The 12,792-nt window shown below is 71.9% G+C and carries 14 protein-coding genes and 2 pseudogenes; 9 read left to right on the top strand and 7 right to left on the bottom strand.

The features are described from left to right. Positions 1 to 10 precede the first annotated feature (10 nt). From ACWGJB_RS11130 to ACWGJB_RS11110, 5 genes are all read left to right on the top strand, one after another. Complete coding sequence (locus ACWGJB_RS11130) at positions 11 to 205, top strand: hypothetical protein (RefSeq protein WP_453379917.1); 195 nt, start codon at positions 11 to 13, stop codon at positions 203 to 205. Next, a complete protein-coding gene (locus tag ACWGJB_RS11125) occupies positions 202 to 561 on the top strand; it encodes an Asp23/Gls24 family envelope stress response protein (protein WP_453379916.1) in 360 nt (119 codons plus the stop codon). Before ACWGJB_RS11130 ends, ACWGJB_RS11125 begins: the two co-directional genes overlap by 4 nt. Further along, positions 561 to 1,166 (top strand): DUF6286 domain-containing protein, encoded by a 606-nt coding sequence (locus ACWGJB_RS11120; RefSeq protein WP_453379915.1) that lies wholly within the window; start codon positions 561 to 563, stop codon positions 1,164 to 1,166. Before ACWGJB_RS11125 ends, ACWGJB_RS11120 begins: the two co-directional genes overlap by 1 nt. Positions 1,167 to 1,169: 3 nt before the next feature. Next, the gene (amaP, locus tag ACWGJB_RS11115; RefSeq protein ID WP_453379914.1) at positions 1,170 to 1,748 is read left to right on the top strand and encodes an alkaline shock response membrane anchor protein AmaP; all 579 of its coding nucleotides are present in this window, start codon (positions 1,170 to 1,172) and stop codon (positions 1,746 to 1,748) included. Between the two features lie 131 nt (positions 1,749 to 1,879). Beyond that, on the top strand, positions 1,880 to 2,776 hold the full coding sequence (locus ACWGJB_RS11110; protein ID WP_453379913.1) for a LysR family transcriptional regulator: 897 nt from the start codon (positions 1,880 to 1,882) through the stop codon (positions 2,774 to 2,776). 93 nt (positions 2,777 to 2,869) lie between these two features. Here ACWGJB_RS11110 and ACWGJB_RS11105 read toward each other — a convergent pair whose 3' ends face one another. The 6 genes from ACWGJB_RS11105 to ACWGJB_RS11080 all read right to left on the bottom strand — a co-directional run bounded on the left by ACWGJB_RS11105 (position 2,870) and on the right by ACWGJB_RS11080 (position 8,549). Further along, the gene (locus ACWGJB_RS11105) at positions 2,870 to 3,646 is read right to left on the bottom strand and encodes an SDR family oxidoreductase (RefSeq protein ID WP_453379912.1); all 777 of its coding nucleotides are present in this window, start codon (positions 3,644 to 3,646) and stop codon (positions 2,870 to 2,872) included. A 118-nt stretch (positions 3,647 to 3,764) separates the two neighbouring features. Then, a complete protein-coding gene (locus tag ACWGJB_RS11100) occupies positions 3,765 to 4,520 on the bottom strand; it encodes an SDR family oxidoreductase (protein WP_453379911.1) in 756 nt (251 codons plus the stop codon). Positions 4,521 to 4,525: 5 nt separating this feature from the next. Then, complete coding sequence (locus ACWGJB_RS11095; protein ID WP_453379910.1) at positions 4,526 to 6,310, bottom strand: glycoside hydrolase family 15 protein; 1,785 nt, start codon at positions 6,308 to 6,310, stop codon at positions 4,526 to 4,528. A gap of 64 nt (positions 6,311 to 6,374) precedes the next feature. Further along, positions 6,375 to 7,172 (bottom strand): SURF1 family cytochrome oxidase biogenesis protein, encoded by a 798-nt coding sequence (locus tag ACWGJB_RS11090; RefSeq protein WP_453379909.1) that lies wholly within the window; start codon positions 7,170 to 7,172, stop codon positions 6,375 to 6,377. Between the two features lie 49 nt (positions 7,173 to 7,221). Continuing rightward, positions 7,222 to 7,455, bottom strand: coding sequence for a hypothetical protein (locus ACWGJB_RS11085; RefSeq protein ID WP_351326105.1), 234 nt, complete (start codon positions 7,453 to 7,455; stop codon positions 7,222 to 7,224). A gap of 92 nt (positions 7,456 to 7,547) precedes the next feature. Further along, positions 7,548 to 8,549, bottom strand: coding sequence for a DEDDh family exonuclease (locus ACWGJB_RS11080; RefSeq protein WP_453379908.1), 1,002 nt, complete (start codon positions 8,547 to 8,549; stop codon positions 7,548 to 7,550). Positions 8,550 to 8,755: 206 nt separating this feature from the next. On the opposite strand from ACWGJB_RS11080, the pseudogene ACWGJB_RS11075 reads away from it, so the two are divergent. Continuing rightward, positions 8,756 to 9,123 (top strand): annotated as a pseudogene (locus ACWGJB_RS11075) (acetoacetate decarboxylase family protein); the annotation flags it as partial. 124 nt (positions 9,124 to 9,247) lie between these two features. On the opposite strand, the pseudogene ACWGJB_RS11070 reads toward ACWGJB_RS11075, so the two are convergent. Then, positions 9,248 to 10,449 (bottom strand): annotated as a pseudogene (locus tag ACWGJB_RS11070) (IS200/IS605 family accessory protein TnpB-related protein). Between ACWGJB_RS11070 and ACWGJB_RS11065 the strand changes: the two are divergent. From ACWGJB_RS11065 to ACWGJB_RS11055, 3 genes are all read left to right on the top strand, one after another. After that, positions 10,432 to 11,145, top strand: coding sequence for a VIT1/CCC1 transporter family protein (locus ACWGJB_RS11065; protein WP_360481465.1), 714 nt, complete (start codon positions 10,432 to 10,434; stop codon positions 11,143 to 11,145). The pseudogene ACWGJB_RS11070 and the gene ACWGJB_RS11065 sit on opposite strands and share 18 nt — an antisense overlap. 110 nt (positions 11,146 to 11,255) lie before the next feature. Continuing rightward, positions 11,256 to 12,122: a sterol desaturase family protein gene (locus ACWGJB_RS11060; RefSeq protein WP_453379907.1), complete on the top strand. Its 867-nt coding sequence runs from the start codon at positions 11,256 to 11,258 to the stop codon at positions 12,120 to 12,122. Beyond that, entirely contained in the window at positions 12,119 to 12,784 is a 666-nt protein-coding gene (locus ACWGJB_RS11055; RefSeq protein WP_453379906.1) for a lysoplasmalogenase, read from the top strand. Before ACWGJB_RS11060 ends, ACWGJB_RS11055 begins: the two co-directional genes overlap by 4 nt. Positions 12,785 to 12,792 lie beyond the last annotated feature (8 nt).

Genomic DNA, 12,792 nt, shown 5'->3' with positions numbered 1-12,792 from the left:
GGAACGCACCATGAGCTTGGCCGTGGTCGGCATGATCGCCGGCATGGCGCTGGGCTTCGCCGGGTACTTCGGCGGGTTCGGCGCCTTCCTGCTGGTGGCGGCGCTGGGGGCCGTCGGGTTCGTCGTCGGCAGGTTCGCGGAGGGAGACCTCGAACTCGGTGACTTCTTCCGCGGTCGCGACGACCGGCGTGACCGGCGACGATGACCGGCGCGAGCAGTGAGACGCGCAGGACTGCGACGGTCGTGGCGCCCGGCGAGCGCGGGGCCGTCCGGATCGCCGACCGGGTGGTGGCGAAGATCGCGGGGCAGGCGGCCCGCGAGGTCCTCGGCCCCCTCCCCAAGGACGCCGTACCCCCGCACGCCACGGTGGCGGTCCACCACGGCACCGCCCGCGTCCGCGTCCACCTCGAGCTGGACTATCCGTCCGACATCGGCGCCCGGTGCGCGGCTGTGCGTCGGCATGTGGTCGAGCGGGTAGGCGCGTTGGTGGACATGGAGGTACGGGAGGTCGCCGTGCACGTCGAGCGGCTGCACCCGGCCAAGACCCAGGGGAGGGCGTGATGAGCACCGAGCAGACACAGGTCGTCGAGAAGCCACCCGAGGCCGCGCCGCCCCCGGCCGGCCACGCGGCCCGCTTCTGGTCGCCGCGCCGCACACCCGCGGCCCTGGCCGCCGTCGTTCTCCTGGTGACGGCGGCCGCCTTCCTGTACGACATCGGGGCCGTACGGGCCCGCCACCCCGCGATGCACTGGCGCCGCGCACTGGCCCGGCAACTCGCGATGCGCCCCCTCGACGACACCTGGGTCCTGGTCGGCGCGGGCATCGCCGCCGCCCTCGGCGTCTGGCTGCTGACCCTGGCTGTCACGCCGGGCCTGCGGGACGTCCTGCCGATGCGCCGCAGCCACCCCGACGTCCGCGCCGGGCTGCGCCGCGACGCGGCCGCGATGGCGCTGCGCGACCGTGCCATGGAGATCTCGGGCGTACGCCGGGTACGCGTACGACTGCACCGCTCCCGCGCCCATGTCCTCGCCGTCTCCCACTTCCGTGAACTCGACGAGGTGCAGGCCGACCTGGACGCGGCACTCACCGACGCGATCCACGGTCTGGGTCTGGCCCACCCGCCCAGGCTGACCCTGCACGTCGTCCGCCCCGGCCGGAAGGGATGAACGATGCTCACGGCGATCAACCGCGTACTGATCGGTCTGGCGGGCCTGGTGCTCCTCGCCCTGGGCGGCGCGGTCCTGGCCGTCGGCCTCGGCGCCCCGCCCCCCTCCTGGTGGATCCACGACGGCCGTCACGACGTTCTCCTCACCACCGCCGAACGCACCCACTGGCGTGGAGCGGGCTGGTGGTGGCCGACGGTCCTGGCCGCCCTGGCGGTCCTGCTCCTGCTGTCCCTGTGGTGGCTGACCGCACAACTGCGCCGACGCCGGCTGACCGAGGTCCTGGTGGACACCGGGGACGGTGAGGGCGCGCTGCTGCGCGGCAGGGCCCTGGAGACGGTGCTGGCGACCGACGCGGCCCACCAGCAGGGCGTCGCCCACGCCCAGGCGGTGCTCAGGGGCAGGCGGACGGCTCCGGAGGTACGGGTCTGGCTCCAGCTGGACCCGGACGTGCCACCGCGGGAGGCCCTGGACGACCTCACCGCACAGGCACTGGCCCACGCCCGGGACTCGGCCGCCCTGAAGAGGCTCCCGGCGGAGGTCCGGCTGACATCCGTGAAACACCGCGTGGAGAGGGTCACTTGAGACAGCGTCCGGCCGTACGGCACCGGAAATGCCGTCGGCGTCGGCCGTGGCCACGGGAATCTCCGCCCGCGGAACCGGGTTGTCCGCCATTGCAGCGATGACCTCGGGACAGCGGGAGGGGACGGGAGCCGATGAGCCTTCGTCAGTTCGAGTACGCCCTGGCCGTTGCCGAGGAGGGCTCGGTGACCGCGGCCGCGGAGCGGCTGCACGTGGCCCAGCCGTCGATGTCCCAGCAGATCCGCGCCCTGGAGCGGGAACTCGGCGTGGAGCTGTTCGCCCGTACGCCGACCGGACTGGTGCCCACCGTCGTCGGCCGTGCCTTCCTGCGGGAGGCGGAGGTCGCGGTGAGCGCGGCACGACGGGCGCGGGCGACCGCGCGGGGCGGTGCCGACGAACTGGTGGGCGAGCTGGTGGTCGCCGTGCAGATGGGCTTCGGCACGCGGCAGCTGCCGGGCGCGCTGGGCGGGCTGCGTCACCGCTACCCGCGCCTGGAGATCACCGTCTTCGAGGAGCCGGGCTCCGCCGAGCTGGAGCGGCTGTGCCGCCAGGGCGTGCTGAACCTCGCCCTGATGGCGGCGTGCGAGCGGACCCCCTCCGACGCCCACCACCTCGGCGACGAGGAGTTCGTCGTGGTGCTGGGCGCCGGGCACCCGCAACTCGCCACGGACCGCGTCGACTTGCGTGAACTGGCGGGGGAGCCGTGGGTGCGCTTCGACCGTGACAGCGCGCTCGACGCCGTCCTGCTGGACGTGGAGCGGACCAACGGACTGGCCCCGGCCACGGCCGCCCGGGTGTCCCAGACGGCGACGGCCGTGCGCTGGGCCGCCCACGGGCTCGGGGTGACGCTCGTCCCGGCCTCCGCGGTGCCCCACGGTCACGAGCATCTGGTACGCCCGGTGTTCCCGGTCGTGTCCCGGCCCGTCATCGCCGTGCTCCGGCCCGGCGCGGGCCCGGCGGAGGCGGCCCTGCTCGAATTCCTGCGCAAGGAGAACTGGTCCGATTCCGCGTTCTTCGCGCCGATGTCCTGACGGCCGAGAAGGACGCGGGCGCCACCGGATTCCGCGGTGGAAAGGTCACCGTATTACTGTCGCGGAAATCAGCGTTCCGGAATTCCGTGGGTGTCAGCCCCTGGGGAATTCGCCGCCGTCCACGATGAGATTGCTTCCGGTCAGCCAGCTCGCCCGGTCGGAGGCGAGGAACAGCACCGCGTGGGCGATGTCGTCGGGCCGGCCGTCGCGCCCCAGCGGGGCGGTGTCGCCGGCGTTGATCGTGCCCGGCTTCAGGTCCAGGCGTGCCCACTGCTCCCGTGCCTCCTCACCGCCGGGAGTGGCGACCCTGCCTGGAGTCACGGTGTTGACCCGGATCCCGAACGGGGCCTGCTCCGAAGCCAGTCCCCGGCTGTAGTTCTCCAGCGCCGCCTTCGCCGCCGTGTAGTGCAGGAACGGCGCCACCGGGCTGAGTACCGCGGCCGACGACACATGCACGATCACCCCGGAACGCCGCTCCCGCATTCCGGGTACCAGCAGCGAGTCCAGCCGCACCGATGCCAGGAAGTTGAGGTCCAGAGCGTCCTGCCACTCCTCGTCGGGGATGGCCGAAGTGCCCTCGTACGGTCGGGCCCCGCCCACGTTGTGGACCAGGACGTCCACCTCGCCGAGCACCTCCCGCGCGGCCTCGGCGAGCGCCTTGGCGCCGGCCCGGGTCCGCACGTCGGCCGCCACGAAGGCGGCCCCCTCCGGCACCGTGGCCGACGCCGACCTGGCGGTGGTGAGTACCTCGGCGCCCGCATCCAGGAGCCGGCGCACCACAGCCGCGCCGATTCCGCGAGAACCACCCGTGACGAGGGCCCGCTTTCCGGCGAGTTCCCGTGTTTCCGATCCATTCTCGATCGTGGCCATGCCGCCGATCCTTTCCCTCGCGTTTTGGTTCGCTGTTCACGGTACGGAGGGAAAAGAACCAGAGGCAAAGACGAAATAGCAGCGACTGCCATAGGGAATCCCTATGGCGTCCCGACCGTCAGAATCCGTGCCGCATACCTCCGTCGACCGGCACCATGATCCCGGTCAGATAGGACGCCGCCGGCGACAGCAGAAACGCGCCCACCCGCCCGAACTCCTCCGGCGTCCCGTACCGCCGCAGCGGAATCCGGGACTCGTTCTCCATCCGGGTGGCCGCGGGGTCGGCCGACAGCGCGTCCAGCGCCCGCGCCCGGTCCGTGTCGATCCGCGACGGCAGCAGCCCCACCACCCGGATCCCGCGCGGCCCCAACTCGTCCGCGAGCGACTTGGCGAACCCGGCGAGCCCCGGCCGCAGCGCGTTCGAGATCGTCAGTCCGGGAATCGGCTCGTACACCGACCCGGACAGCACGAAGCCGATGACACCGCCGTCCGCCAACTCGGCCGCGGCCGCGCGTGCGAGCCGCACGGCTCCCAGGAACACCGCCTCGTAGGCGGTCTGCCACTGCTCGTCCGTGTTGTCGGCGATGAACCCGGCAGGGGGCCCACCCACGCTCACGAGAATGCCGTCGAAGCGTCCGAACCGCTCACGCGCCGCCGCGATCACCCGCTCCGGAGCGTCCCCGTCCGCGTTGTCGACGGCGATGCCCGCCGCGTTCGGCCCCAGTTCGGCCACCGCCTCGGCGACCCGCTCCTCGTCCCGTCCGGTCACCACGACCTTCGCCCCGTCGGCGACCAGTTCGCGCGCGGTCGCGTTGCCCAGCCCGCGGGTCGCTCCGGTGACGACGTACACCCGGTCCTTCAGTCCAAGATCCATGATTCCTATCCTGCCTCGTCGCTGCCGAACAGTGTGAGGGCGGTGTTCACCAGTCCGATGTGGCTGAACGCCTGCGGGAAGTTGCCCAGCTGGCGTCCGAGCTCCGGTTCGTACTCCTCGGACAGCAGGCCCACGTCGTTGACGAGTCCCACCAGCCGTTCGAACAACTCCTTCGCCTCGTCGGTACGGCCCGTCATGTGCAGCGCGTCGGCCAGCCAGAACGAGCAGGCCAGGAAGGCACCCTCGCCGCCCGGCATGCCGTCGACGCCGATCGCGTCGGTGTCGTAGCGGCGCACGAAGCCGTCGTGGCCCAGGTCGTCGCGGATCGCGTCCACCGTGCCGATCACCCGCGGGTCGTCCGGCGGCAGGAAACCGAAGCGGGGGATCAGCAGCAGGGCGGCGTCGAGTTCGCGCGAACCGTAGTACTGGGTGAAGGTGTTGCGCTTCGGGTCGAACCCCTTCTCGCACACCTCCCGGTGCACCTCGTCGCGGAGCGCGCGCCAGCGCTCCAGTTCGCCCTCCAGCTCCGCGTGCTCCTCCAGGGTCCGTACCGCGCGGTCCGCGGCCACCCACACCAGCACCTTGGAGTGCACGAAGTGTCGGCGGCCGCCGCGCACCTCCCACAGGCCCTCGTCCGGCTGGCGCCAGATCTTCTCCAGGAACTTCATCAGCGAGCACTGGATGGCCCACATGTGCGGCTTGGTGGGCAGGCCGGCGTTGCGGGACAGCGACAGGGAGTCCATGACCTCGCCGTACACGTCCAGCTGGAGCTGGTCGACGGCGCCGTTGCCGACGCGTACCGGCGCCGAGCCGGCGAAGCCGGCCAGCCAGGGCAGTTCGAACTCGGGCAGCCGGCGCTCGCCGGCCAGGCCGTACATGATCTGCAGGTCCGCCGGGTCGCCGGCGACCGCGCGCACCAGCCAGTCGCGCCAGGCCTGGGCCTCCTTGTGGTAGCCGACCGACAGCAGGGCGCCGAGGGTGAGGGTGGAGTCGCGCAGCCAGCAGAAGCGGTAGTCCCAGTTGCGCACCCCGCCCAGCTCCTCGGGCAGCGAGCTGGTGGCGGCGGCGACGATACCGCCGGTCGGCGCGTAGGTGAGCGCCTTGAGGGTGATCAGGGAGCGCATCACCGCGTCCCGGTGGGGGCCGTCGTAGGTGCAGCGGGCGGTCCAGCGCCGCCAGCCGGTGACGCTGGAGCGCAGCGCCTCGTACGGGTCCAACAGCGGCGGCCGCGGCTCGTGCGAGGGGTGCCAGGTGAGCACGAACGCGACCCGCTCACCCTCCGCGACGGTGAACTCCGAGTGCGTGCCGAAGTCCTCGCCCCAGGTCCGTACGGACGGTTCGCTGCGCAGCCACACCGAGTCGGGGCCGGCGACGGCGACCCGGTGACCGCCCGAGCGGCGCATCCAGGGGATGACCGAGCCGTAGTCGAAGCGGAGGCGGAGCGTGCTGTGCACGGTGACACGGCCGCTGACGCCCTCGACGATGCGTACCACGTCGGGGGCGTGGTCGCGTTGGGGCATCAGGTCGGTGACCCGGACCGTGCCCTCGGGGGTCTCCCACTCGGTGTCCAGGACCAGCGTGTCGGGCCGGTACGCGCGCCGGGTGCACGTGGTGGCGTCCTTCGGGGCGATCCGCCAGTGGCCGTTGTCCTCGTCGCCCAGGAGCCTGGCGAAGCAGGCCGCCGAGTCGAACCGGGGCACGCACAGCCAGTCGATGGAGCCGTCCCGGCCGACCAGGGCCGCGGTCTGTTCGTCGCCGATGAGGGCGTAGTCCTCGATGCGTCGGTCCACGGGTTCCGGTTTCCCGCCTGGCCGGTGGGCCAATCAGGGGGTGGGCCGGGGGAGTGACCCGTGCTCAGACGGCGGCCGCCGGTTCCGCTTCCGCCGCGGGCTCGTCCTTCGCGGCCTCCTCGCGGGCGCGGGCCTCACGGCGGACCAGCACGAACCAGCCGTAGGGGACGCCCGCGGCGAACAGCCACCACTGGATCATGTACGCGTAGTTCAGCGGGGCGTCTTCCTTGCCCGGGTCGGAGATCTGCTCCGGGGTGTCGCCCTTGGGCTCGGGCGCGGTCTGCTGGATGTAGCCGCCCAGCACCTGCTTGCCGAGCCGGCGAGCCTGCTCCTCGCTGTCGATCAGCATGATCTGCCGGTCGGGCAGGCCCTTGATGTCCTTGATGCCGCTCGCCGCGGTGGTCTCGTCGGGCATCAGCCGGCCCTGGACGGTGACCCGCCCGGCCGGCGGGGCCGGGACCTTGGGGAACGCGGTCTGGCTGGGGCCGTCCGAGGAGATCCAGCCCCGGTTGACCAGCAGCACCTTGCCGTCGGCCAGCACGAAGGGGGTGAGGACGTGGTAGCCGACCTCGTCGTCGTCGTTGGTACGACGCCGGACGACGACCTCGTCGGCGCTGTCGAAGGTGCCGGTCGCGGTGACGGTGTGGTAGCGCTCCTTGCGGGTCACCGCGTGCCCCGGCTCGGTCACCTGCTCCACCGGCACCGGCTTGGCGTCGAGTGCCTGGGCCACCAGTGCGTTACGGGCGCTGCGCTCCTCATACCGATGCTCCTGCCAGAACCCCAGCCGGATCATCGTGGGGATCAGAAGCAGGGAGATCAGGGTGAGGATCACCCACTGCCGGGTCAACAGGAAGCGGTACACCCCACGACCGTACAACTCGGTCGTGGGGCGCGAGCGGGCGGGTACCGGGTCACACGCGGTCGACGATGCCCGCCTTCCCGGCCTCGCGGGCGCAGTGGGCGCCGCAGTACCACTGGTTCTCGGCCTCGACGCCCTGGCCGATGATCGAGACCTTGCAGTGCTCGCAGACGGGGGCCATGCGGTGGATCGCACAGGAGAAGCAGTCGAAGACATGGACCGCGCCCTGCGCGTGCACCTCGAAGGTCATTCCGTAGTCATTGCCGCAAACTTCGCATTTCGCCATGGGCCTCAGGGTGAGCGGTCGTCCTCGCGCGGGCGAGTGGGCGCCGGGCGAGTCGCACGGCAATCACCCGTCCGTACGGCCCCGCCGCGCGGTCACTGCCCCGCTGCCGGCGTCGATGCCGGCGCCACGTCCCGCAGCAACTGCCCGAAGGCCGCCTCGTCGACGACCGGTGTGCCGAACTGGCGTGCCTTGAGCACCTTCGAGGTGCCCGAGTCCGGATCGTTGGTGACGAGCAGGCTGGTGAGCCGCGAGATGCTCGTCGACACATGCAGACCGGCCTCGACGGCCCGGTCCTCCAGAAGCTCCCGCTCGATGGACGTGTCCCCGGAGAACGCCACCCGCATGCCCTGCCGGAGCGGCTTGCCGTCCTCGAACCGCCCCGGGTTCGGATACGGACAGGCCGGCCGCTTGCGGGCCGGTCGCCAGCCGTTCGGACGGTAGCCGCCGTGGCCGCCGCTCGCCTGCGGCCCGATCCGGGGCGTCTCCGACCACTCCGTCAGCGGCCGGCACTCGAGCAGCGGCAGCCGTACGCTGCCCGCCGCCGCGGCCCGCAGACTGGGCCGGAACGCCTCCGCCAGCACGCGTGCGTCGTCCAGCGCGTGGTGCGCCCGCCGCTGTACGACACCGAAGTGCGCGGCCAGGGTCTCCAGCTTGTGGTTGGGCAGCGGCAGCCCCAACTCCTTGGAGAGCGCGATCGTGCACAGCCGCTGCTTCACCGGGGGCTCGCTCTTCGCGCGCGCGTACTCGCGCGCGATCATCTGCCAGTCGAAGACCGCGTTGTGCGCGACCAGCACCCGGCCGTCGAGCCGGGCCGCGAACTCCTCGGCGATGTCGGTGAAGAGCGGCGCCCCTTCGAGCACCTCGCTCGTCAGACCGTGGATCCACACCGGGCCCGGGTCGCGCTCGGGATTGACCAGCGTGTACCAGTGGTCCTCGACCTCGCCGCGCCCGTCCAGCCGGTAGACGGCGGCGGAGATTATCCGGTCGTCCCGGGCCAGTCCGGTGGTCTCCACGTCGACGACCGCGTACCCCTCGGGATACGCGGCCGGCCACGGGGTGCCGGCGGAGACTGCGGTCGTCTGGTCTTCGAGCATGGTCATTGAGGATACGGGCCCCGACCGACAGTCCGGTCCGTCAGGTCACCCGCCGCCACCGCCCGTTCGCATGTCCTGATTGCCCTTCGCGTGGCTATGGACCTTTTCGCCGCCCGGTGCCACCGTCCACCCCGCCCGGCGCTGACGCGGCGACGACTCCGCGGCGGCGCGGCGCTCGGACGGTCGGCGGAAGGGCGGTACGGCGGATGGCTCGCGTACGGTACGGCGCTCGGACCGAGGCGGAGATCGCGGCCGCGCGCACCACGAGGCTCCCGGACGTCTGGTCCACCGGCGTGGTGGCTGTCTGGGAGAGCGCCCCGGACGCGGTCGCGGCGGTGCTGCCGCCCCCGCTCAAGCCCACCGGCCGCCCCCTGGTCCGCGTCAGCATCAGCCAGGTCCGGCTGCCCGGATTTCCGCTGGGCGCGGGCTCGTTCGCGGTCGCCGCCGCGCACGGCGCGGCCGAGGGCGGTATCCGCTGGTGATGCCGATGACCCACGAACGCGCTCTCACCGGCGGCCGTGAGGTCTTCGGCGAGCCCAAGAAGCTCGGCGAGGTGACCGTCGGGCGCGAGGGCGACCGTGTCCCCTTCGTCGGCGCCGGCTTCATGTGCCCGCACGAGGTGCCGCTGCGCGACCGCATCGGCCTGGACAAGGCATGTGGGGCAGCGACTCCCCGCACGACGAGGGCACCTTCCGTTCCTAGAGACTGAGCGGGAGTGAGTTCTGTTGCCAGGATTCGTGCTCAGCCGAACGCCCCGGACGGTGTTGGGCGTTCTGGTCGACCGCGTTCGCTCCGCGCCCGGCGCCAGTGGATCGTGTCCGTGGTCCGGGGATGCGGGGGCGGTGTCCCTCACGTCCTGGGGTGTCTGGTCGGGCCTGGACGGTCCGATGCCCGTATCCATCGCTCTGGTGGGTGCGGGGCGGTGTCGTCCGTCGCCGGATCGGGTGTCCCAGGGCGCGTCGTCCGATCGCCACGGCGGCTGCGTCGTGGCGGGTGGTCTTACGAGTTCTGCCGGTGAGGGGTTTCTGCCAGTGCTGGGCGCCCCAGCGGGAGGTGTAGGCGGAGTCGACGGCGATGACGGGGATGCCGAGTTCGGCCGCCATGGACACGAGCCGGGCCCGCAGCCTGCTGACGGGCATGCCGGAGATCAGGTTCCGGAACCGCTTCCTGCGGCCGTGTTTCTCCCGGGTCTTCTCCGCGGCGAAGTCGAGGTCCTCGACGGCGATGGCGAGCCCGTGACGCCTGGCCCAGTGCAACAGCCGGATCAGTGCGTGCCGGACTTGGGCGTCGCGGTGACCGGCGGTTCCGGTGAGGTCGTAGCCGAAGCGGAGTGGTTCGCCGACCGGGTTGCCGTGTTCGGCCGTGCGGTGCGTTCGCCAGGTGCGCCAGCGGCGCCGGGAGCTTGACCGACACCTCGCCGTCGGGGGTGACGCGGAGGGTCTCGTTGCCGTACCGCTTGCCGGACTCGCCGTCGGCCTCGAGGAAGCGTCGTCCGGCCTGCCACCGCGCGCGCCACTGCTCCTCGGTGAGCCCGGCGGCGTCAAGGTGGTGACGGCTGTTCAGCAGCCGTCTGCCGCCGCGCACCACATGCACGATGCCGGCCTGCCAGTCGGCCCGTGCCGCCTCCAGTCGGTCTTCGAGAACGTGCAGTCGGCGGGACTTGGCGAACCACTCCTGCTTGCTGCGGTAGCCGCCGGGCGCGTGTTTCGATCCCTTCTCGCCCACGGGCAGGGACAGCCGGTGCGCGATCGTACGCACCCCCGGCCTGAAGGCTGTGGATGAGCGCGAGCCGACCGCGCCGGGCCGGCGCCCACTGGTCATGGCTGGCCTTTGGTGACGCCGGTACTCCCCTCGCCGGGGCCGGAGTGCGATCCTCCGTGTCGTGACGGAACAGACGCACGACAACGAGGCCCACGGGGGCGCGCTCGGCTCCCGGCTGAACTGGCTGCGCGCGGCGGTACTGGGCGCCAACGACGGCATCGTGTCGACGGCCGGCATCGTCGTCGGCGTCGCGGGCGCCACCGGGGACCGCAGCGCCCTGCTGACGGCCGGCCTGGCGGGGCTGCTCGCCGGGTCGATGTCGATGGCGGCGGGGGAGTACGTGTCGGTGTCCACCCAACGCGACTCGGAACTTGCCGCCCTCGCGTTGGAGAGGCGGGAACTCAAGGAGCAGCCCGAGGCGGAACTGGAGGAGCTGACCGAGCTGCTGGAGCGGCGCGGGCTGTCCCGGGACGTGGCGCGTGAGGCAGCGGTCCAGCTGACGGAACGGGACGCCCTGAAGGCCCACGCGAGCGTGGAGCTGGGCATCGATCCGGACGAGCTGACCAACCCGTGGAACGCGGCGCTGGCGAGCTTCCTGGCGTTCACCGTCGGGGCGCTGCTGCCGCTGCTGGCGATCGTGCTGCCGCCCGCCGAGTGGCGGCTTCCGGTGACCGTGGGGTCGGTGCTGGCCGCGCTGGTCCTGACGGGATGGAGCAGCGCGCGGCTGGGGGCGGCCGCGGTGGGTCCGGCGATGGTGCGGAACGTGGTGGGCGGCGCGCTGGCCATGGGCGTGACCTACGCGGCGGGGAGCCTGCTGGGGGCGGTGGGGGTGTGACGGCCGCCCGTCTGTTGGCGGAGATCGCCAACAAGCAAGCGCGTACCGCAGGCAATACTTGTGGGTAACAACGTCTAGCGGCAGCCGACCAGCGGTTCTACGGTGCCCCCATGCCGAACCTGCCCGATGTCGTGCTGTGGTCGATACCCGCCTTCGTGCTGCTCACCGTGATCGAGGTGATCAGCTACCGCATTCATCCCGACGACGACAGCGACGGGTACGAGGCCAAGGACGCGGCCACCAGCGTCGGCATGGGCCTTGGGTCGCTCGTCTTCGACTTCGTCTGGAAGATCCCGATCGTCGCGATCTACTGGGCGGTCTACGAACTCACCCCGCTGCGCATTCCCGTCCTGTGGTGGACGGTCCCGCTGATGCTGTTCGCGCAGGACTTCTTCTACTACTGGTCCCACCGCGGCCATCACGTCATCCGCATCCTGTGGGCCTGCCACGTCGTCCACCACTCCAGCAAGAAGTTCAACCTCACCACCGCGCTGCGCCAGCCCTGGACCACGCTGACCGTCTGGCCGTTCTACGTGCCGCTCATAGCCGTCGGTGTGCACCCGGCCGCGCTCGCCTTCTGCTCCTCCGCGAACCTCGTCTACCAGTTCTGGATCCACACCGAACGCATCGACAAGATGCCCCGGTGGTTCGAGTTCGTCTTCAACACGCCGTCCCATCACCGCGTGCACCACGCCTCCCAGGGCGGCTACCTGGACCGCAACTTCGGCGGGATCCTCATCGTCTGGGACCGGTTGTTCGGGTCGTGGGTGCCGGAGGTCGAGCGGCCGGTGTACGGGTTGACCAAGAACATCAACACGTTCAACCCGATCAAGGTGGCCACCCATGAGTACCTGGCCATCGGCAGGGACCTGAAGGCCGCGCGCAGTTGGCGGGAGCGGGCCGGGCGGCTGTTCCGGGGGCCCGGCTGGGCGCCGGCGGCCGCCGTGGAGCAGACCGAGGAGTCCGTGGCCGCGTGAGAGCGTCCCGGGCGCTGCTGGCCGCCTTCGCCCTGGCCCTCGCGGTCGACCTCGGCTGCCTCGCCGCCGGCTTCCACGCCGGGCACGCCGTCGCCAAGGTGCTCCTGATGCCGCTGCTGGCCGTCTGGACCGCCCGCGCGGGCGGCCCGCGGCTGCTCGTCGCCGCCCTGCTGTGCGGCTGGGGCGGCGATGTGCTGCTGCTCTCCGACGCCGACCCCGCCTTCATGGCGGGGATGGCCTGTTTCGCCGCCGGGCACGTCTGCTACCTCGTCCTGTTCCGCCGCCACGGACCGGCACACGCGCGTGCCCGCGTTCTCGCCGTCACCTACGCCGCCGCCCTCGTCACCCTGGTCGCCCTGCTGTGGCCGGACCTGCCCGCCGGGCTCCGCGTCCCCGTCGCCGGCTACAGCACTCTGCTCACCGCCATGGCGTACACGGCGGTCACCCGGCTCGGCCCGGTCGCCGGGCTCGGCGGCGCGCTCTTCATGCTCTCCGACACCCTCATCGCGACCGGCGTCGCCGACTGGCCGCAGCTGCCGAGACCCGACTTCTGGATCATGCTCACCTACGCAGTAGGGCAGTTCCTGCTGGTCCGGGGCACCCTCGACGCGCGGCCCGCACCGGCGACGGCGTACCGTGAAGTGCGCCCGACCACCCCCTGAGCGCACCC

It is taken from the genome of Streptomyces sp. NPDC054813, assembly GCF_053611365.1.
The sequence above is the reverse complement of the archived record's forward strand: the minus strand, read 5'-3'. Positions and strand labels throughout refer to the sequence as shown.

Bases quoted from the DNA above. Each gene is read 5' to 3' on its own strand.
- ACWGJB_RS11125 (WP_453379916.1), top strand. From the start codon at position 202: ATGACCGGCGCGAGCAGTGAGACGCGCAGGACTGCGACGGTCGTGGCG.
- ACWGJB_RS11080 (WP_453379908.1), bottom strand. From the start codon at position 8,549: ATGCTCGAAGACCAGACGACCGCAGTCTCCGCCGGCACCCCGTGGCCG.
- ACWGJB_RS11060 (WP_453379907.1), top strand. From the start codon at position 11,256: ATGCCGAACCTGCCCGATGTCGTGCTGTGGTCGATACCCGCCTTCGTG.
- ACWGJB_RS11105 (WP_453379912.1), bottom strand. From the start codon at position 3,646: ATGGCCACGATCGAGAATGGATCGGAAACACGGGAACTCGCCGGAAAG.
- ACWGJB_RS11100 (WP_453379911.1), bottom strand. From the start codon at position 4,520: ATGGATCTTGGACTGAAGGACCGGGTGTACGTCGTCACCGGAGCGACC.
- ACWGJB_RS11120 (WP_453379915.1), top strand. From the start codon at position 561: ATGAGCACCGAGCAGACACAGGTCGTCGAGAAGCCACCCGAGGCCGCG.
- ACWGJB_RS11085 (WP_351326105.1), bottom strand. From the start codon at position 7,455: ATGGCGAAATGCGAAGTTTGCGGCAATGACTACGGAATGACCTTCGAG.
- ACWGJB_RS11130 (WP_453379917.1), top strand. From the start codon at position 11: ATGAGCTTGGCCGTGGTCGGCATGATCGCCGGCATGGCGCTGGGCTTC.
- amaP (WP_453379914.1), top strand. From the start codon at position 1,170: ATGCTCACGGCGATCAACCGCGTACTGATCGGTCTGGCGGGCCTGGTG.
- ACWGJB_RS11110 (WP_453379913.1), top strand. From the start codon at position 1,880: ATGAGCCTTCGTCAGTTCGAGTACGCCCTGGCCGTTGCCGAGGAGGGC.